22 protein-coding genes and 1 pseudogene are annotated in these 16,746 nt (G+C 68.3%); 15 read left to right on the forward strand and 8 right to left on the reverse strand.

Going from position 1 to position 16,746, the window contains the following annotated elements; all coding sequences use genetic code 11:
- The 3 genes and pseudogenes from F6X53_RS33530 to F6X53_RS30230 all read left to right on the forward strand — a co-directional run.
- Nucleotides 1-371, forward strand: a pseudogene (locus tag F6X53_RS33530) (oxalate/formate MFS antiporter); the annotation flags it as partial.
- A 161-nt stretch (nt 372-532) separates the two neighbouring features.
- Nucleotides 533-730: a hypothetical protein gene (locus tag F6X53_RS30225; protein ID WP_151005336.1), complete on the forward strand. Its 198-nt coding sequence runs from the start codon at nt 533-535 to the stop codon at nt 728-730.
- A gap of 433 nt (nt 731-1,163) precedes the next feature.
- Nucleotides 1,164-1,493: a helix-turn-helix domain-containing protein gene (locus F6X53_RS30230; protein ID WP_151005338.1), complete on the forward strand. Its 330-nt coding sequence runs from the start codon at nt 1,164-1,166 to the stop codon at nt 1,491-1,493.
- A 51-nt stretch (nt 1,494-1,544) separates the two neighbouring features.
- Here the strand turns inward: F6X53_RS30230 and F6X53_RS30235 are convergent, their stop codons facing one another.
- Together F6X53_RS30235 and F6X53_RS30240 are read right to left on the reverse strand one after the other, a co-directional pair.
- Complete coding sequence (locus tag F6X53_RS30235) at nt 1,545-2,033, reverse strand: DUF2721 domain-containing protein (RefSeq protein WP_151005340.1); 489 nt, start codon at nt 2,031-2,033, stop codon at nt 1,545-1,547.
- 51 nt (nt 2,034-2,084) lie between these two features.
- On the reverse strand, nt 2,085-2,540 hold the full coding sequence (locus F6X53_RS30240; RefSeq protein ID WP_151005343.1) for a hypothetical protein: 456 nt from the start codon (nt 2,538-2,540) through the stop codon (nt 2,085-2,087).
- Nucleotides 2,541-2,765: 225 nt separating this feature from the next.
- Here F6X53_RS30240 and F6X53_RS30245 point away from each other — a divergent pair, with 225 nt between their 5' ends.
- Complete coding sequence (locus F6X53_RS30245) at nt 2,766-3,080, forward strand: hypothetical protein (protein WP_151005345.1); 315 nt, start codon at nt 2,766-2,768, stop codon at nt 3,078-3,080.
- 5 nt (nt 3,081-3,085) lie between these two features.
- On the opposite strand, the gene F6X53_RS30250 is transcribed toward F6X53_RS30245, so the two are convergent.
- The 3 genes from F6X53_RS30250 to leuC are packed head-to-tail and all read right to left on the reverse strand — an operon-like array spanning nt 3,086 to nt 6,073.
- Nucleotides 3,086-4,015 (reverse strand): alpha/beta fold hydrolase, encoded by a 930-nt coding sequence (locus tag F6X53_RS30250; protein ID WP_151005347.1) that lies wholly within the window; start codon nt 4,013-4,015, stop codon nt 3,086-3,088.
- Nucleotides 4,016-4,031: 16 nt separating this feature from the next.
- Nucleotides 4,032-4,640 (reverse strand): 3-isopropylmalate dehydratase small subunit, encoded by a 609-nt coding sequence (gene leuD, locus F6X53_RS30255; RefSeq protein WP_151005348.1) that lies wholly within the window; start codon nt 4,638-4,640, stop codon nt 4,032-4,034.
- Nucleotides 4,641-4,642: 2 nt separating this feature from the next.
- Nucleotides 4,643-6,073: a 3-isopropylmalate dehydratase large subunit gene (gene leuC, locus F6X53_RS30260; protein ID WP_151005350.1), complete on the reverse strand. Its 1,431-nt coding sequence runs from the start codon at nt 6,071-6,073 to the stop codon at nt 4,643-4,645.
- 204 nt (nt 6,074-6,277) lie between these two features.
- Between leuC and F6X53_RS30265 the strand changes: the two genes are divergently transcribed.
- Nucleotides 6,278-7,186 carry a LysR family transcriptional regulator gene (locus tag F6X53_RS30265; protein WP_151005352.1) on the forward strand — a complete coding sequence of 303 codons (909 nt, stop codon included), beginning with the start codon at nt 6,278-6,280 and terminating at the stop codon, nt 7,184-7,186.
- 109 nt (nt 7,187-7,295) lie between these two features.
- Here the strand turns inward: F6X53_RS30265 and F6X53_RS32795 are convergent, their stop codons facing one another.
- Nucleotides 7,296-7,436, reverse strand: coding sequence for a hypothetical protein (locus tag F6X53_RS32795; RefSeq protein WP_191971066.1), 141 nt, complete (start codon nt 7,434-7,436; stop codon nt 7,296-7,298).
- Nucleotides 7,437-7,659: 223 nt separating this feature from the next.
- On the opposite strand from F6X53_RS32795, the gene F6X53_RS32800 reads away from it, so the two are divergent.
- Entirely contained in the window at nt 7,660-7,836 is a 177-nt protein-coding gene (locus tag F6X53_RS32800) for a hypothetical protein (protein ID WP_191971067.1), read from the forward strand.
- 90 nt (nt 7,837-7,926) lie between these two features.
- On the opposite strand, the gene F6X53_RS30270 is transcribed toward F6X53_RS32800, so the two are convergent.
- A complete protein-coding gene (locus F6X53_RS30270; protein WP_151005354.1) occupies nt 7,927-8,247 on the reverse strand; it encodes a GYD domain-containing protein in 321 nt (106 codons plus the stop codon).
- Between the two features lie 294 nt (nt 8,248-8,541).
- Here F6X53_RS30270 and F6X53_RS30275 point away from each other — a divergent pair, with 294 nt between their 5' ends.
- The 6 genes from F6X53_RS30275 (at nt 8,542) to F6X53_RS30300 (ending at nt 13,834) form a co-directional block, all read left to right on the forward strand.
- The gene (locus F6X53_RS30275) at nt 8,542-9,330 is read left to right on the forward strand and encodes a DUF2189 domain-containing protein (RefSeq protein WP_151005356.1); all 789 of its coding nucleotides are present in this window, start codon (nt 8,542-8,544) and stop codon (nt 9,328-9,330) included.
- A 108-nt stretch (nt 9,331-9,438) separates the two neighbouring features.
- Nucleotides 9,439-10,275, forward strand: coding sequence for a cytochrome c oxidase subunit II (locus F6X53_RS30280; protein ID WP_151005358.1), 837 nt, complete (start codon nt 9,439-9,441; stop codon nt 10,273-10,275).
- A 13-nt stretch (nt 10,276-10,288) separates the two neighbouring features.
- Nucleotides 10,289-12,064: a cytochrome c oxidase subunit I gene (locus F6X53_RS30285; RefSeq protein ID WP_151005360.1), complete on the forward strand. Its 1,776-nt coding sequence runs from the start codon at nt 10,289-10,291 to the stop codon at nt 12,062-12,064.
- Nucleotides 12,061-12,753: a cytochrome c oxidase subunit 3 family protein gene (locus F6X53_RS30290; RefSeq protein ID WP_151005363.1), complete on the forward strand. Its 693-nt coding sequence runs from the start codon at nt 12,061-12,063 to the stop codon at nt 12,751-12,753. Before F6X53_RS30285 ends, F6X53_RS30290 begins: the two co-directional genes overlap by 4 nt.
- Before the next feature lie 16 nt (nt 12,754-12,769).
- Nucleotides 12,770-13,492, forward strand: coding sequence for a heme-copper oxidase subunit III family protein (locus F6X53_RS30295; RefSeq protein ID WP_151005365.1), 723 nt, complete (start codon nt 12,770-12,772; stop codon nt 13,490-13,492).
- 9 nt (nt 13,493-13,501) lie between these two features.
- On the forward strand, nt 13,502-13,834 hold the full coding sequence (locus F6X53_RS30300) for a cytochrome C oxidase subunit IV family protein (protein WP_151005367.1): 333 nt from the start codon (nt 13,502-13,504) through the stop codon (nt 13,832-13,834).
- Between the two features lie 9 nt (nt 13,835-13,843).
- On the opposite strand, the gene F6X53_RS30305 is transcribed toward F6X53_RS30300, so the two are convergent.
- Nucleotides 13,844-14,209, reverse strand: a complete 366-nt coding sequence (locus F6X53_RS30305) for a response regulator (RefSeq protein WP_151005369.1) — start codon at nt 14,207-14,209, stop codon at nt 13,844-13,846.
- A gap of 196 nt (nt 14,210-14,405) precedes the next feature.
- Here F6X53_RS30305 and F6X53_RS30310 point away from each other — a divergent pair, with 196 nt between their 5' ends.
- The 3 genes from F6X53_RS30310 to F6X53_RS30320 all read left to right on the forward strand — a co-directional run.
- Complete coding sequence (locus F6X53_RS30310; RefSeq protein WP_151005371.1) at nt 14,406-15,383, forward strand: phosphoribosylaminoimidazolesuccinocarboxamide synthase; 978 nt, start codon at nt 14,406-14,408, stop codon at nt 15,381-15,383.
- Nucleotides 15,380-15,844 carry an MEKHLA domain-containing protein gene (locus tag F6X53_RS30315; protein WP_151005374.1) on the forward strand — a complete coding sequence of 155 codons (465 nt, stop codon included), beginning with the start codon at nt 15,380-15,382 and terminating at the stop codon, nt 15,842-15,844. The genes F6X53_RS30310 and F6X53_RS30315 overlap by 4 nt, the downstream gene beginning before the upstream one ends.
- Before the next feature lie 155 nt (nt 15,845-15,999).
- Nucleotides 16,000-16,746: hypothetical protein (locus F6X53_RS30320; RefSeq protein WP_425324712.1), on the forward strand; the 747-nt coding region annotated here is incomplete at its 3' end.

Genomic DNA, 16,746 nt, shown 5'->3' on the forward strand with positions numbered 1-16,746 from the left:
TCGGCATCGTGGCGCTGGGGTATTTCGGCTCGAACCCCTGGGCCTTCGTGATCCTGTCGGGCGTGGTGTTCCTGGCCTGGGGCGAGGTCTACTCGCTGTTCAGCGCCACCGCGGCCGACACCTTCGGCTCGAAGCACATCGGCAAGATCTATGGCGTGCTCTACTGCGCCAAGGGCTTTGCCGCCCTGTTCGTGCCGGTCGGCAACCTGATCATGCAGGCCACCGGCACCTGGGCGACGGTGCTCTACACGGTCGCCATCATGGACCTGATCGCCGCCGTCCTGGCCATCGCCGTCCTCCGGCCCATGCTCAAGCGTCACCACGCCGAGAACGACGCCCGCCTGCCCAACCCCGCCCTCGCCCACGCCTGACCCACAAGGGCTCGCCCCCAAACACGGGGCGAGCCACCCCGCCAAACACGACGCCGGTCCCGAGAATTGTCCTGGCGTCGCGTTCCGAAGCGCGCGGATCACGCGGGAGGATGCATGGTCCGGCCGCGAGGCTTGGCGGGGCACTGGCACGGAGGCCTGCGTTGAATATCGGAGTTTCGCTCGCCCTGCAGAGCATCCCGTTCGCGATCCTGTTCTTCGCCACGAACGCCCCGCATCGGGACCTCTTCCTCGTCGCCTACACCGCGGCGCTCGGCCTCGTCCTGTCCCTGATCGTTCTGGCCGACGGCGCCCACATGGTCCTGCCCGTACCCGGCATGACGAACGATCCACATCGGTAGGCGCCGCCCGAGCGCGGCGGCTCGGGCCTCAGCGGGAATCGCTGCCCTCTCGCGCGGGGCCTGCCCGCCCTCGCGCGTCCATCCGCTCGACGTCGCGGAACGGAACGGCTCGGCATATCCATCGATCCGCGATAGGCTCGAGATGCTTTGCGGCCCGGCGCAGCAGGCTCCTTTGGCACAACCTGTGCTGGCGCCTTCGCTGCGGCGCTCGGCCGAAAGACGAAGGCTCGACGCCCGCACCACCGCAAACCTGTCTCAGCTTAGTAAAAATGATGTATCCATTTTCTGGATGAGATGAGCTCGGGAATCGGTACAGTTCGGTACTTGAAGCCTCATACAGTGTTCTGCGTAGACACTTTCTCCCGTAAAGTATAAGAGTCACACTTCACCTCGGGCGGCGCAGGTGGCGCCGTTGGCTCCAGCGTGTGGTTCCATGTATGCGCATCAGACGAAGCTAGCCTCGGACGAAGTCCAGGAGTTGCGCCGCGAAGGTGGCCGCTACCTGCGGGAGCTGCGCGAGGCGCGGGGACTGTCGCAGCGGCAACTGGCTGGCCTGATCGGGGCGGAGTTCTACACCTTCGTGTCGCAGATCGAGACGGGGCGCGGCCGAATTCCTCCCGACCGCTACCGGACCTGGGCCGAAGCGCTCGCGGTCGAGCCGCGCTCCTTCGTCCGAAACCTGATGCGCTACTACGACCCGGTGACCTACGACATCCTGTTCGAGGGAACGCACCAGGCCGGGACCGCCGCGAAGGCCGGCTGAGGCGGGCCGCTCCCATTGCGCGGATGCCCCCAAGGCCGGCCTCGGCGTCTCTCAGCGCGCCTTGAGGTTCGCGGCGTGGTCCTGCCCCCGCGCGACCTCGACCCGGATTCCGCGGCCGGCCACCAGGATCTCGGTCAGGAAGGCACCGATCGCCGCGATGGTGCAGAGCAGTGCGATGCCGAAACAGGCAAACAGCACGCTGGCGGTCGTCGCGTCACGCAATGCCCCGAGGAAGAGCGTGAGCACCGAGATGCCGGTCATGACGGCACCGAGCGAGGCGAGAATCACCGCGCCATCGAGGATCAGGGACCGACGGCGCAGATAGGACAGGTAGCGCGAGAGCCGGGCCATCTCGGCCGGATCGGCTCCATCGAGGCGACCGGCCGTCGCGTCGACCTTGTCGGCGACGCGCGCGAGGCGGGTCGAGAAGACGTTCAGGAGCGTCGCCAGGGCGGAGAGCAGGAAGGCCGGCGCGAGTGCCACCTGAATGATGTGGGCGACACTGTCGAGCGGATTGGCGCTGACGACACTGGGGAACATGACGGCCCTCGAAGATGGGGCCGATTGCCTAGCATCGATCGCGCCCGCCCGTCAGCCGCCCCGGCTGAGGACCGGGCAGGCGGACGAACCGACCGGACCGAGCACCACGTCCCCCTGGTTCGGGTTGTTGACCGCGAAGGGGGCCACGTCGCGGACGCCGACGAAGCCGGGGCCGAGCTGGGGCTCGAACAAGCCATCGCCGATCCGGATGAAACAACGATCGAGCACGGCCTCGTAGTCGAGGCTGATCGAGGCCACGGGCGGCGTCCCGCCCTCGGGTCCGCAGGTCGCGGTCAGGTCGAGCCGGCCCGGCTGCCTCATGTAGATCGGGGTGGACCGGCCGGGACCGACACGCACGGCCGGCGCTCCGTCCTGGCTGACGAGAAGCGTGTAGACCGAGCGGTTCGTGACCCGGCGGGTGCAGCCGGCGGCCGCCTCTCCCACGGAGCTTGCCAGGACGGCGAGGGCCAAGGCTGCCGCAGCGATACGGTCGGTCGGAACGCGCATGGACGGAACTCTCCCTCAGGCCGACGGACAGGCCGGCCGCGCGGGATGTTAGGCGCGCGACGCCCGAGGTCCAGCGAGCCTTGTGACGGATGCGGAGGATGGTACGGATTGTGACGCGGTGCAACTCTGCAGCGTCGAGGGGCCGCGCGGCAGCACCGGAACCGCGCCAGTCCTGCCGCGTCGTCACGGCACGTGATCGTCAACCGAAATCGTGAGTCACCCGCCATGCGCGCGACGTTCCTCGGCTGCCTCGCCCTTCTGGGCCTTGCCGCTCCGGCCCTGGCTCAGGGACTGCCCAGCTCGAACCTCAACAGCATCAACGACTCGCTCGCCGCGCAGGGGCAGGCGCGCGCCTTCCAGCAGCAGCAGACATCCGATTTCAACACGCTGCGCATGCAGAACCAGCGAGGCGTGCAATTCCAGCCGGATCCGGGCGTCTACGGGCCCATCCACGGGCGGCGGGGCTCGCATCACGGCGCGGGCGGGCGTGGATCGATCCGGGCTGGTGGCGGCACGACTGGCATCTGCCAGGGCTGCTGACCGGATCAATCGCGCAGGAACGGGATGAGCCGCGCCAGGAGCGCTTCCGGCGCCTCCTCCTGCACGAGGTGGCCGCAGGAGAGCGCGGCGCCCTCGACCCGCTCCGCCCACTCCCGCCAGGTCGCCAGAACATCGTAGAGCGCACCCACGGTGCCCTTCCCGCCCCAGAGAGCGAGGAGCGGCGCCTCGATCCGGCGCCCGGCCGCCGCGTCCTGCCGGTCGTGGTCGAGGTCGATCCCGGCGGCCGCGCGATAATCCTCGCAGATCGCATGAACCGCGCCCTCGGCCCGATAGGCGCGCAGGTATTCGCGGATCAGCCGCTCCTCCGGCACGCCCGGCGTGGCGCTCTGCCCCCGCAGATGGTGGCGGAGATAGGCTTCCGGATCCGCCCCGATCATCCGCTCGGGCAAGGGCTCGGGCTGGATCAGGAAGAACCACCAGAAGTATCGCGTCGCGAAGGCGCGGTCGGTGCGCTCGTACATCGTCAGGGTCGGGGCGATGTCGAGGACCGCGAGGCGCGCGACGGCGTCCGGGTGATCGAGGGCGAGGCGGTGGGCCACCCGCCCGCCGCGATCGTGCCCGACGACCGCAAACCGGGAATAGCCGAGCGTGTCCATCACCGCGCGGGCATCCGCGGCCATCGCCCGCTTCGCGTAGGGCGCGTGGTCGGGGTCCGAGGCCGGCTTCTCGCTGTCGCCGTAACCCCGCAGATCCATGGCCACGACGGGATGTCCCTGCGCGGCAAGGCGCGGCGCGACCGCGTGCCAGGTCGCGTGGGTCTGCGGGTGGCCGTGCAGGAGGAGAACCGGCAACCGCTCTCCGCCCGGCGACAGCGCCGTCCGGATGCGGATGGGCGGATCACCGACCGAGAGATCGAACGTCTCGAAGCCCGGCAGGAAGAGGCTCGGGGAGCGCTCGCATCGTGGCAGCGTCATGGGCCGTTCTCCGTGCTCAAGCGAGCCAGGGATGGGCGGCGAGATGCGCCGCCTCGAAGCTCCGGATCGCCTCGGCGTCGTCGAGGGTCGTCCCGATCGCGTCGAGGCCGCGGACCAGCGCCGCCTTGCGCAGGGGCGGCACCGGGAACGGGATCTCGGGACCGGGTTGCGGAATGATCACCTGGGCGGGCAGGTCGATTGTGAGGCGATTGCGGTCCGGATCGGCGGCAACCCGTTGGATCTCGGCCAGCACCTCGGGCGGAAGTCCGATGAGGAGCAGGCCGTTATTGGCCGCATTGTCGGCGAAGATGCCGGCGAAGCTCGTGCCGATGATGGCACGAATGCCGAGTTGGAGCAGGCCCCAGACGGCGTGCTCCCGCGATGACCCGCAGCCGAAATTCGGGCCGACGACGAGGAAGCGCGCATCGGCCCATCCCGGCTGGTTCAGGACGAAATCGGCTCTCGCTTCACCCGATCCGGTAAAGCGCAGGTCGAAGAAAGTGCCGTCGCCGAGACCCGCGCGATCGATCCCCTTCAGGAACTGCTTCGGCATGATCACGTCGGTGTCGATATTGGCCCCCGGCAGGGGAACGGCGGGCCCGGTGACGCGGAGGAAGGGCTGCATGATCAGGCCTCCCGGCCGAGGGCACGAACGTCCGTGAGATGACCGGCGACCGCGGCGGCGGCGACCATGGCCGGGCTCATCAGGTGCGTGCGCCCGCCTGCGCCCTGGCGCCCCTCGAAGTTGCGGTTCGTGCTGGAGGCGCAGCGCTCGCCGGGCGCCAGCACGTCGTCGTTCATGGCAAGGCAGAGGGAGCAGCCGGATTGACGCCACTCGAACCCGGCCGCGACGAAGATCCGGTCGAGGCCTTCCGCCTCGGCCGCGCGGCGGACGCTGGACGAGCCCGGCACCACCATGCCGCGCACGCCCTCGGCGATGCGACGCCCGCGCAGGACCGCCGCCGCCTCGCGCAGGTCGGACAGGCGGGCATTTGTGCAGGAACCGATGAAGGCGCGCTGGATCGGGATTGCCGCGAAGGTGGCGCCGGGAACGAGGTCCATGTAGGCGAGCGCCCGGATCATGTCGCGGCGGCGGCCGGAATCGGCCTCGGCCTGGGGATCCGGCACGCGGCCCCCGATCGGACCTGCCTGATCCGGGCTCGTGCCCCATGTGATCATCGGCTCGATCTCGGAGGCCGCCAGGCGCACCTCCCGATCGAAGGCCGCATCCGGGTCGCTGCGCAGGGTCAGCCAATGCGCGGCGGCCGCCTGCCACAGGGCTCCGGTCGGAGCGCGCGGCTTGTCCCGGAGGTAGTCGATCACCGCGGCGTCCGGCGCCATGACGACACCGCGGGCGCCGCATTCCACGGCCATGTTGCAGATCGTCATGCGGGCCTCGATCGACAGGGCCGTGATGCCCGTCCCGGCGAACTCGACGGCGTAACCCGTCGCGCCGTCGGCACCGATCCGGCGGATGAGCGCCATCACCATGTCCTTGGCGGTGACGCCGGGGGGCAGGGTTCCGTCGAGGTTCACGCGCAGCGTGCGCTGGCGCCGATACACGAGGGTCTGGGTCGCGAGGTAATGCTCGATATCGGAGGTGCCGATGCCGAAGCCGAGCGCGCCGAGCGCCCCGTAGGTCGTGGTGTGGCTGTCGCCGGCGCCGATCACCATGCCGGGCAGGACAAAGCCCAGTTCCGGCGCGACCACGTGCTCGATGCCCTGCAACGGATGCAGCACGTCGAGGAGCTCGATGCCGAAATCGCGGCAATTCTCCGAGAAGTAGGCGACCTGCCGAGCCCCGCCCGGATCCGGCATCGCGGCGACGCGCGCGGCCGCCGTCGGATTGACGTGGTCGACGACGCCGAGCGCCGCGGCGGGGCGCCAGACCGGGCGGCCCTTGTCGCGCAATCCGCTGAAAGCCTGCGGACTCGTGTACTCGTTCAGAACCGTGCGATCGACGTAGAGCAGGATCTCGGCACCGGGGCCGGTGCGGTCGTCGAGGCGCCGCACCGTATGGGCGTCGACGATCCTGTCGTAGAGCGTGCGCGGCTGCATGGTCGTCGAATCTCGCCTCGATCGCGGGGCCGTATGGCGCGGAGTGGAGCCGAACGGGGGTGCCACCGCCAATGCCGATCCGGCATAGGATGATGCCGAAGCTCCGGGCTGCGCCAGGGGCGTTGACCGTAATCCGGCGGCCTCGCATCCTGCCGGGATGGCGCGTTGCGGCAGGATGCGGCTCCTGCGAGAGGCCGGGGATCGATGGACGCGGCGTGGCTCGAGGACTTCCTCGCCTTGGTGGATTGCGGGGGCTTCTCGCGCGCCGCCGAGCAGCGCGGCATCACGCAGCCGGCCTTCAGCCGGAGGATCCGCGCCCTCGAGGATTGGGTCGGCGCTCCCTTGTTCGACCGTGATCTCCAGCCCGTCGCCCTGACGGCGGCCGGAGCGCGCTTCCGGCCGGTCGCGGAGGAAACCCTACGGCGCCTGTTCCAGGGCCGGGAAGCGGCGCGCGAGGCGGGCCGGATGGCGGCCGCGACCCTGCGATTTGCCGCGACCCAGGCCCTGTCGCTGACTTTCTTTCCGGCCTGGCTGCGCATGGTCGAGACGGCCGCTCCCCTCGACGCCACGATCCACCTCACGGCCGCCCACATGAGCGCGTGCGAGCAGATGATGCTCCGCGGCGAGGTGCAGTTCCTGCTGTGCCATCACCATGCGCGGGCGACGAACTTGTTGATGACGGAGCAGTTCCGCTCCGTGATGCTCGGCGCGGACAGGCTGCTGGCCGTGAGCGCGCCGGACCGCGACGGATCGGCACCGCGCTTTCGTCTCCCGGGGGCGCCGGCGGCGCCGGTTCCGCTCCTGGCCTTCAGCGCAGAATCCGGGATGGGACGCATCTTGGCTGGAGCGCAGGCCGATCAAGACGGCGCGGCGGGGCTGCGGACGGCGTTCACCTCGCATCTCGCCTCGGTCCTGGTCGCGATGGCGCGCGATGCGCGCGGCGTGACCTGGGCGCCGCTGAGCCTCGTGGCGCAGGATCTCGAGCGCGGCTCGCTCGTGCGGGCGACACATGCGGATCGGGATATCCCGATCGAGATCCGGCTCTATCGTCCGCGCGTCCGGCAGAGCCCGCCGGCAGAGCGCCTATGGGCCACCATCGCGCGGCAGGCGTAAAACAGGCGCGCGCTGACTCTCGTCTCACGCAGGCCGTCGCGGGTCAGCATGGCAGCCCGACGAAGCACCGGCCGCCATACTGTATGTATTCGTTCGGAAATCTATCAGGTTAGATCTTATGCTCTAGCGTTCTGAGCACTGCGGCAAGCTGGTCAGCTTGCGCGCGCGTCAAGCCGGTACTGACGGCGCCACCATTCCGGTAGATCGTGTAGGTGCCGTCGTGGGTCGGTTTGATTTTGATCGAGGCCATGAGATCCTTCGGCGGGCGCCGACGCTGCGGCATGGGGCAAGCTTAACCATTCATGACCGATCTGCAACCCGGGGTTGGCCATTTCGGGGCTGCCGTGCGCGGGCGCACGCCGCGTCCCCGCGGCTCCGCATGGCAGATGCCCGCAAATCCGGGTGGTGGGGCGCCCCGCGCGGGCCCAGATAGTGCCTGTCACTTGCTCGCTCTCCTGACAGGACTGACTTCCGTGGACGTGTTGACCGCCAAGACCCTCGTCTCCGCCCTGCTGGTCTTCGGCATCGCCCTCTTCTCGCTGGTCTCGTTCCAGCATTTCATCGCGGAGATCGTCGCGGATCTTCGCGCGGTTCGGGCGGATTCCGCGTCGGCACATCGAAACGGTCAGCCGCATTCCCGCGAGAGCTGAGGAAGACGGCCGCCGGTTCCTGGCGCGCGATATCCTGGGGACGGAGCCGCCCTCGGGGCGAAGGTCCCCGTCCGATCGGCGCCGCCTGCTTTAGGCGCGCCAGCGCGGCGGATCCTCGTAGCCGAGGGATTGCACGATTTCCCGATAGGCGGCCTCTGGAAAGGCCTTCAGGGTCTGGGTGCGGATATTACCCAGCATCCCGAGTTGCAGGTTGAACCGAGCCGCCACCGCATCGTCCGGAGCCTCGTAGACGGCAACCACGTCGTAGGGTCCGAGCGTCAGGAAGAAATGCTGGAATGTCCCGCCCATCTTGGCGAGGAGCGCTTTCGCGGCGTCGAGGCGCCGGGGCGAATCCGAAGCGGATCGCGCCCCTTGATCGGTCCAGTTCGCCAACATGATGTAGGTGGTCATCGGAGCCTCCAAAGCCGAGGCGTGGTCGAGCGCCATTGTCCCACAAGTCGATCCTTCGATCCAGCCGCCCTCAACCCTCCTCAAATTTGTACTGACACGTACATTTCCGGAGGATCTTTCTTCGGTATCGCGATCGATCTGGATTATTACCTATCGGAAGCTTTGCAATTTTCTGGTCTGCGATCCAAAATCCTGCGACAGGAAGTAAAAGATAGCGTATGATCGATGTCTGTCGCACCGGCGGGTCGGCGATGCTGGTCGCCGCGGATCCCGGTGCCAGCGGAGGGCTCTGCGATGATGCTCCATGCCGCCTCGCCGCATCCGTCGATGGCTCATCCGAGCGTTCGCATCGTCCGCCTGCAGGACATCCGGGATGCCCTGATGAAGGGCGTCGAGGATTTTCTCGCGATGCCGACCCACGTCCTGTTCGTGATCGTCATCTACCCGATCGCCGGGTTGGTCATCGCGACGCTCACCTTCGAGCAGGATCTCATTCCGCTGCTGTTCCCGCTCGCCTCTGGGTTCGCGCTCATCGGGCCGTTCGCGGCCATCGGCCTGTACGAGCTCAGCCGGCGGCGTGAGGCCGGGCTCGATACGAGCTGGTCGCACGCCTACGAGCCCCTCAAGGCGCGCTCCGCCGGTTCGCTCGTCGCCGTCGGCTTCGTGCTCATGACGATCTTCTTCGCGTGGCTCGTGATCGCGATGGGTCTGTACTGGGCGCTCTACGGAACGGAGCGGCACGAATCCGTCTTCGCCTTCGCCCAGGAGGTGCTGACGACCCGGCGCGGCTGGGCCATGATCGCTCTCGGCAACCTCGTGGGGTTCGCGTTCTCGCTGATCGCACTCGCGGTGAGCGTCGTCTCCATTCCCATGCTGATCGACCGCGACGTGGACGCGCTGACGGCCATCGAGACATCGCTCGCCGTCGTGCGCGCCAACCCGCGCACGATGTTGCTCTGGGGTTTCATCGTCGCCGGGCTCCTGGTGATCGGCATGCTCCCGCTCTTCGTCGGGCTCGCCCTCGTCATGCCGATCCTCGGCCACGCGACGTGGCATCTCTATCGGAGGGCGGTCGCCCCCTGATGCGGGTGACCTCCCGGAGTGAACGTGCGGAAGAGAGACGCGCCGCGGCCTGACTGGACGGAGCATCGAGAGCCTGTTCGGCAGCCCGGGGCGCACAGGGTAGACGCCATGGCGCTGGTCCTTGTCCTGATTGCCCTCGGGTCGATCGCCTTCCACCTGCTGAGCCCGTGGTGGTGGACCCCGATCGCGTCGAACTGGGACTATATTGACACGACCCTGATCATCACCTTCTGGATCACCGGGATCGCCTTCGCGGCCATCGTCCTGTTCGTCGCCTATTGCGTCTTCCGCTTCCGCCATCGCCCGGGACAGCAGGCGGCCTACGAGCCCGAGAGCCGGCGCCTCGAAGCCTGGCTCATCGGACTGACCGCGCTCGGGGTTGCGGCGATGCTGGCGCCGGGGCTCATCGTCTGGGGCCAGTTCGTCCGGGTGCCGAGCCACGCCACCGAGATCGAGATCGTCGCTCAGCAATGGCGCTGGAGCTTCCGGCTGCCCGGCGCGGACAAACGCCTGGGGGCCGCCGACATCCGCCATGTGAGTGACGAGAACCCCCTGGGTCTCGACCCGCAGGATGCGGCCGCACGCGACGACGTCGTGGTCGATGGCGGCGACCTTCACCTGCCGGTCGGGCACCCCGTGAAGGTCCTGCTCCGCTCCATCGACGTGGTGCACAACTTCTATGTGCCGGAATTCAGGGCCAAGATGGACATGATTCCCGGCATGATCACCTATTTCTGGTTCACGCCGACCCGGACGGGCGCCTTCGACGCGCTCTGCAACGAGGTCTGCGGCGTGAGCCACTACGCCATGCGTGGCCGGGTCGTGGTCGATGCCGAACCCGAGTACCGGACCTGGCTCGATCAGCAGAAGACCTTCGCTCAGCTCGCCTCAGGGCCTGCCGGGATCCGGCACGCGGCTCGGCTGCGCGCGGATCGCGGGCGGTAGGGAGGAGGATCCGATGGCCGACGCGCAATTCGGGGCTGCCGGCGCCTTGCCGAGGGCGGATCTCGACGACGTCGAGCTATATCACCCCCATAGCTGGCTGACGAAATACGTGTTCAGCCAGGACGCCAAGATCATCGCCGTCCAGTATTCATGCACGGCCCTGGCCATCGGCCTCGTGGCCCTGGTCCTGTCCTGGCTCGTCCGGCTGCAGCTCGGGTTTCCGGGCGTCGCCAGCTTCATCGGACCAAAGGAATATTATCAATTCATCACCATGCACGGGATGATCATGGTGATCTACCTGCTGACGGCGTTGTTCCTCGGCGGCTTCGGGAACTACCTCATCCCGCTCATGCTCGGCGCACGGGACATGGTGTTCCCGTATGTCAACATGCTGAGCTACTGGATCTATCTCCTGGCGGTGCTCGTGCTCGTCGCGAGCTTCTTCGTGCCGGGCGGCCCGACCGGCGCCGGTTGGACCCTCTACCCGCCGCAGGCGATCCTGGCCGGCACGCCGGGGCAGGAATGGGGCATCGTCCTGATGCTCGTCTCCCTGATCCTCTTCATCATCGGCTTCACCATGGGGGGCGTGAACTACGTCGTCACCGTGCTGCAGGCGCGGGCGCCCGGCATGACCCTGATGCGGATGCCGCTCACCATCTGGGGCATCTTCACCGCGACCGTGCTGGCGCTCCTGGCCTTCCCGGCCCTGTTCGTCGGCGCCGTGATGATGCTCCTCGACCGGCTGCTCGGCACGAGCTTCTTCATGCCGGCCATCGTGGAGGCCGGGCAGCGCCTGGCCTATGGCGGCGGCAGCCCGATCCTGTTCCAGCACCTGTTCTGGTTCTTCGGGCACCCGGAGGTCTACATCGTCGCCCTGCCGGCCTTCGGCATCGTCTCGGACCTGATCAGCACCCACGCGCGCAAGAACATCTTCGGCTACCGGATGATGGTCTGGGCGATCGTCGCCATCGGCGCCCTGAGCTTCGTGGTCTGGGCCCACCACATGTATGTCAGCGGCATGAACCCGTATTTCGGGTTCTTCTTCGCCACCACGACGCTCGTGATCGCGATCCCGACGGCGATCAAGGTCTACAATTGGGTGCTGACCCTCTGGCGCGGGGACATCCACCTCACGCTGCCGATGCTGTTCGCCCTCGCGTTCATCGTCACCTTCCTGAACGGGGGGCTCACCGGCCTGTTCCTCGGCAACGTCGTGGTCGACGTGCCGCTCTCTGATACGCTGTTCGTGGTCGCGCATTTCCACATGGTGATGGGCGTCGCACCGATCCTCGTGATCTTCGGCGGTCTCTATCACTGGTACCCGAAGGTGACCGGCCGGATGCTCGACGAGCGCCTCGGCCAGCTGCATTTCTGGGCGACCTTCCTGGGCGCCTACGCGATCTTCTTCCCGATGCATTACCTCGGATTGATGGGGGTGCCGCGGCGCTACTTCGACATTGAGGGCCTGGGCTTCGTCACCCCCTCGGTCGCGACGCTCAACGCCTTCATCAGCATCGTGGCGTTCCTCGTCGGCGCCGCCCAGATCGTCTTCCTGGTCAACCTCGCCAGGAGCCGGACCCACGGGGCGCCGGCCGGGGGTAATCCCTGGCGCGCCACCACCCTCGAATGGCAGACCCCCGAGACCCCGCCGGCGCACGGCAATTGGGGCCGCACGCTGCCGGTGGTCTATCGCTGGCCCTACGATTACAGCGTGCCGGGGGCCGACCGGGACTTCGTGCCGCAGAACCAGCCCGGCCTCACGCGGGCCGAGGCGGGAGCCGCATCGTGAGCCTCGTCCTGCTCTACCTCGCGGCCCTGGGGCTCGTGGCCGCCCGCTGGCTGTCGCGCCAGCGCCTCGCCTCGAAGCCGTGGCTGGAGGCAGGCCCCACGCTCGCGCTCTCGCCCCGCCCCGTCGCGATGCCGACGGCGCGGCTCGGCCTCGCCGTGTTCCTGGCGGCGGTCGGCCTGCTCTTCATGCTACTCGTCGCCGCCTACACGATGCGGGTCCCGCCCGAGATCTGGCGGCGCCTGCCCGACCCGCGGATCGTCTGGCTGACGACGGGCCTCCTGATTGTCGCGAGCCTTGCTCTCCACGGGGCGAAGGGGGCGGCCGCCCACGGGGAGCGCGACGGCGCGCTTCTGGGTCTGACGGGAGCGGCGATCGCGACGCTCGGCTTCATCGCCGGCCAGGTCCTCGCTTGGCGCCAACTCGCGGACACCGCATCGGTCTCGGATGCGGCGGCCGCCTTCTTCATCCTGATGACGGCGCTCCATGCCCTGCATCTCGGCGGCGGATTCGTGGCCCTCGGGATCGTGACGGCCAGGTCCGCCAGAGCGGGAGCGGTTGAGGATGCGCAGCCCGCCATCGGTCTCTGCGCCCTCTACTGGGATGCCCTCCTGGCGATCTGGCTCGTCCTGTTCGGAATCCTGTTCCGGACGCCCTGGACCGGCTGGATCGAAGCCCTCTGCCGCACCTGACCGGAGCGCGAAAGCCATGACCGGCCTCACCCTGCGATCGTCGCGCCCCCCCGAGGCGGATCCCGGCCGCTGGCGCCGGCTCTCGGACGATTGGAGCGCGGAGCGCCAGACCTTCCGCGGTGCCTCGTGGCGCAAGGCCATGATGTGGATCTTCCTCCTCAGCGACACCTTCGTGTTCGGCTGCTTCCTCCTCGCCTACATGACGGTGCGGATGTCGACGACCGTGCCCTGGCCGAACCCGAGCGAGGTCTTCGCCCTGGAGATCGGCGGCAGGCAGCTGCCCCTCATCCTGATCGCCATCATGACCTTCGTGCTGATTTCCAGCAGCGGCACGATGGCGATGGCGGTCGCCTTCGGCTATCGGCGCGATCGCACTCGGACCGCGCTGCTGATGCTCGCCACCGCAATCCTCGGCGCGACCTTCGTGGGCATGCAGGCCTTCGAGTGGACGAAGCTGATCCATGAGGGCGTGCGCCCCTGGGGCAACCCGTGGGGCGCGGACCAGTTCGGCTCGACCTTCTTCATGATCACGGGCTTCCACGGCACCCATGTCAGCATCGGGGTCATTGTTCTGCTCGTCATCGCCCGCAAGGTCTGGCGCGGGGATTTCGATCATGGGCAGCGCGGCTTCTTCACGAGCCAGCCGGGGCGCTACGAGAACGTCGAGATTGCGGGCCTGTACTGGCACTTCGTCGATCTCGTCTGGGTCTTCATCTTCGCGCTGTTCTATCTCTGGTAGGAGCGGACCATGGCGACCCAGGCAGGCCACGCCGAGACTCACGGGCACTCGATCCGCCTCTACCTCCTGGTCTGGGGATGGCTGTTCGTCCTCAGCGCCTGCTCCTACCTCGTGGATTACTTCCACCTGACCGGCCTGCTGCGCTGGTCGCTGATCCTGCTGTTCATGATCGTGAAGGCGGGTCTGATCGTCGGGATCTTCATGCACATGGCCTGGGAGCGGCTGGCACTGATCTACGCGATTCTGGTTCCGCCGGCGGCCCTGCTCGTCTTCGTGGCGATCATGACCTTCGAGGCGAGCTATACCCTTCTGACCCGCCTGGCCTTCTTCGGCGGCACCTGAACCCGCGCGTCAGCCGAACAGGGCCCGGGCCACCTCGATCGGCTCGACCGGCTTCTCGCAGCGGCGCACCGCCTCGTAGCGCCGGGGGATCACGCCCTTGTCGTAGCCGGTCGCGAAGACGAACGGCACGTTTCGGTCGTGCAGGGCATCGGCGACCGGGTAGGCCATCTCGTCCCACAGGTTGATGTCGAGCACGGCCCCGTCGATCCGTGCCGTGCCGGTCACGAGATCGAGCGCCTCCTGCAGGCGAGCGACCGGACCGATGACCTCGGCGCCGCTCGCCTCGAACAGGCGCCTGAGATCATCGGCCAGGAAATACTCGTCTTCCACCAGGAGGATGCGACGGCCCGTGAGGGGATCTGCCGATGGGGTCATCTCGATTCCTCGCTCGCGTAGCGGCGTGCACGCAATCCCCGTGGGGGCAACGCCGGCCGCCGGCCGCGGTTCATCCCGGCCGACGCGCAGGCGGCGGGGCGGGCCTGGTCGACGCCGCGGCGCGAAAACCGGCTCGCGATCCCGGCTCGGATCGCGCATAGGGTGGGACACACGCAGCGGCTCGACGGAGTACCCGATGGATACGGCCGAACTCACCCCCTACGCGCATCTGGTGCTGCAGGAGGCGAGCCTGCCGGAATTGCCGAACCATTACCGCGGCAAGGTCCGTGACAATTACGATCTGCCCGACGGGCGCCGCATCCTCATCAGCAGCGACCGGCTCAGCGCCTTCGACCAGATCCTGGCCGCGATCCCGTTCAAGGGGCAGGTCCTGACGCAGACGGCCCGATACTGGTTCGAGGCGACGCGGGACCTTTGCCCGAACCACGTCATCGCCTATCCGGACCCCAATGTCGTGGTGGGGCAACATCTCAGCATCCTGCCGGTCGAGATCGTGGTGCGGGGCTACCTCGCGGGGACGACGGCCACGTCGATCCTGACCCAGTACAAGGCTGGCGCCCGCTCGATGTACGGGCACACCCTGCCCGACGGAATGCGCCCGAACGAGCGCTTGGCGACTCCGATCATCACGCCGACCACCAAGGCCATGGACGGCGCCCACGACGAGCCGCTGACCGCCGACGCGATCCTGGCGCAGGGTCTTCTCACGGCCGCGCAATGGCAGAGCGTGTCCGAGACGGCGCTGGCACTCTTTGCGCGCGGGCAGGCCCTCTCGGCGGAGCGCGGCCTGATCCTCGCCGACACGAAGTACGAGTTCGGCACCGACGCGCAGGGGCGCATCGTCCTGGCGGACGAGATCCACACGCCGGACAGCAGCCGCTACTGGTTTGCCGCGAGCTACCCCGCGCGCTTTGCCGAGGGCGCTCCCCCCGAGAGCTTCGACAAGGATTTCGTGCGCAACTGGGTGGCGGCCCGCTGTGATCCCTACAAGGACACCGTCCCGCCGATCCCGCCGGAGATCGTCCTGGAGACGGCCGCGATCTATATCCGGGCCTTCGAGACCATTACGGGCGAACGCTTCGTGCTGCCGGATCGCGACGAAGCGCCCCTCGACCGGATCCGCCGCAATCTCGCGGCCTACCTCGCCGCATGAGCCGGGACGGCACCGCCGCGCACCTGTCCGTCGATCCGGACTTCTTCGGCCTTCTGGCCGGAAGCCACGCGCGGCTCGTCGGGCGCCCGCTCGTCCCACCGGGCCGGGACGCGGGCTGGCTCTATCACGAGGCCCCCTTCGCGGTGCTCGCGCACGACACGAGCCCCGATCCGCGCTTCATCTATGCCAACCGGACGGCGCAGGATTGCTTCGGCTACGATTGGCCCACGATCACGGCCCTGCCGTCGCGTCTGTCGGCGGAGGCACCCAACCGCGCCGAGCGCCAGGCGCTTCTCGACGCCGTCGCGCGTGAGGGCTTCGCGACCGGCTATCGCGGCTTGCGGATCGCCCGGTCGGGCGAGCGGTTCTGGATCGAGGATGGCGTGGTCTGGCAACTCATCGACAGCGACGGGACGGTCCGGGGACAGGCCGCAACCTTCGCCCGCTGGCGGGCGGCGTGAGCTAGCCCGAATGCGCCGGACGACTTAGTCCGGAAGAGGCAGCCTATCCTGATCTATGCAAAGGCCGAGGTGCTTCCGTTGGCCGACTGAAGGTGATTGACCGTACGGGACATCGGTTCCGGATGGTCCACCAAGGAATGTCGGGAGAAGCGCCGATGTCGTGCTTGAGGACGCCCGAACACCGTCGACGCCTGAGCGTCTCGTTTCCGATCCTGGCCGCCTGCCTCGCGCTGCCCGCCATCGCCTCGGCCGAATCCATTGGGCGCGACCACGTCGCCTACAGGAGCGACGACGAAGCGGCCGAGATGGGGGTCCAGCCCGTCTCCGTGGTGACGGCCGCGGACGTCTCGGGCTCCCCTGGCCAAGCCATCCCCCTCACGGTGGCGGTCAGCGCCAAGGCGGGACGGTCCGTCGCCAGCACCTATCTGCTCGGGCTCCCCAAGGGCGCCCGCCTGAGCGACACCGACCACGCGGTGACGGCCGCGGACGAGAAGGCCGTCATCGACGTCACGAACTGGGATCTGCCGCAGCTCTCGGTGACATTGCCGCCGACGCAGGCCGGCACCTACACCCTCGCGGTCGTGGCGGTCTCGCGCCCCGACAACGGCGAGCCCATGAATTTCACCCGCTCGACCTTCGTCCTCGACGCGACGGCCGAGACCCGGGAATCAACGACCGCGCTCATCCGCAAGCCGCCGGAGGATGCCGGCGCGCGGGACGCGGGACGCCAGCCCGCGGCCGTGCCTCCGCAGGCAAGCACCGCGCCGAGTGCCGGCGAGAAGGCCGCGCCGGTCGCGCCCATCAAGCCGAAAGTTGCGGCACCGGCCGCCGAGGTCTTCATCCCGGAAGCGCCGGCAAATCTCCGCTCCGAGCCGCAGCCTCCCGTCGCGGCGCCCGCAACG

Source organism: Methylobacterium soli, assembly GCF_008806385.1.
Taxonomy (GTDB): Bacteria; Pseudomonadota; Alphaproteobacteria; order Rhizobiales; family Beijerinckiaceae; genus Methylobacterium; species Methylobacterium soli.

Bases quoted from the DNA above. Each gene is read 5' to 3' on its own strand.
- F6X53_RS30275 (WP_151005356.1), top strand. From the start codon at position 8,542: ATGATGCTCCATGCCGCCTCGCCGCATCCGTCGATGGCTCATCCGAGC.
- F6X53_RS30265 (WP_151005352.1), top strand. From the start codon at position 6,278: ATGGACGCGGCGTGGCTCGAGGACTTCCTCGCCTTGGTGGATTGCGGG.
- F6X53_RS30300 (WP_151005367.1), top strand. From the start codon at position 13,502: ATGGCGACCCAGGCAGGCCACGCCGAGACTCACGGGCACTCGATCCGC.
- leuC (WP_151005350.1), bottom strand. From the start codon at position 6,073: ATGCAGCCGCGCACGCTCTACGACAGGATCGTCGACGCCCATACGGTG.
- F6X53_RS30270 (WP_151005354.1), bottom strand. From the start codon at position 8,247: ATGACCACCTACATCATGTTGGCGAACTGGACCGATCAAGGGGCGCGA.
- F6X53_RS30245 (WP_151005345.1), top strand. From the start codon at position 2,766: ATGCGCGCGACGTTCCTCGGCTGCCTCGCCCTTCTGGGCCTTGCCGCT.
- F6X53_RS30310 (WP_151005371.1), top strand. From the start codon at position 14,406: ATGGATACGGCCGAACTCACCCCCTACGCGCATCTGGTGCTGCAGGAG.
- F6X53_RS30230 (WP_151005338.1), top strand. From the start codon at position 1,164: ATGTATGCGCATCAGACGAAGCTAGCCTCGGACGAAGTCCAGGAGTTG.
- F6X53_RS30250 (WP_151005347.1), bottom strand. From the start codon at position 4,015: ATGACGCTGCCACGATGCGAGCGCTCCCCGAGCCTCTTCCTGCCGGGC.
- F6X53_RS30280 (WP_151005358.1), top strand. From the start codon at position 9,439: ATGGCGCTGGTCCTTGTCCTGATTGCCCTCGGGTCGATCGCCTTCCAC.
- F6X53_RS30285 (WP_151005360.1), top strand. From the start codon at position 10,289: ATGGCCGACGCGCAATTCGGGGCTGCCGGCGCCTTGCCGAGGGCGGAT.
- F6X53_RS32795 (WP_191971066.1), bottom strand. From the start codon at position 7,436: ATGGCCTCGATCAAAATCAAACCGACCCACGACGGCACCTACACGATC.
- F6X53_RS30295 (WP_151005365.1), top strand. From the start codon at position 12,770: ATGACCGGCCTCACCCTGCGATCGTCGCGCCCCCCCGAGGCGGATCCC.
- leuD (WP_151005348.1), bottom strand. From the start codon at position 4,640: ATGCAGCCCTTCCTCCGCGTCACCGGGCCCGCCGTTCCCCTGCCGGGG.
- F6X53_RS30305 (WP_151005369.1), bottom strand. From the start codon at position 14,209: ATGACCCCATCGGCAGATCCCCTCACGGGCCGTCGCATCCTCCTGGTG.
- F6X53_RS30240 (WP_151005343.1), bottom strand. From the start codon at position 2,540: ATGCGCGTTCCGACCGACCGTATCGCTGCGGCAGCCTTGGCCCTCGCC.
- F6X53_RS30315 (WP_151005374.1), top strand. From the start codon at position 15,380: ATGAGCCGGGACGGCACCGCCGCGCACCTGTCCGTCGATCCGGACTTC.
- F6X53_RS30235 (WP_151005340.1), bottom strand. From the start codon at position 2,033: ATGTTCCCCAGTGTCGTCAGCGCCAATCCGCTCGACAGTGTCGCCCAC.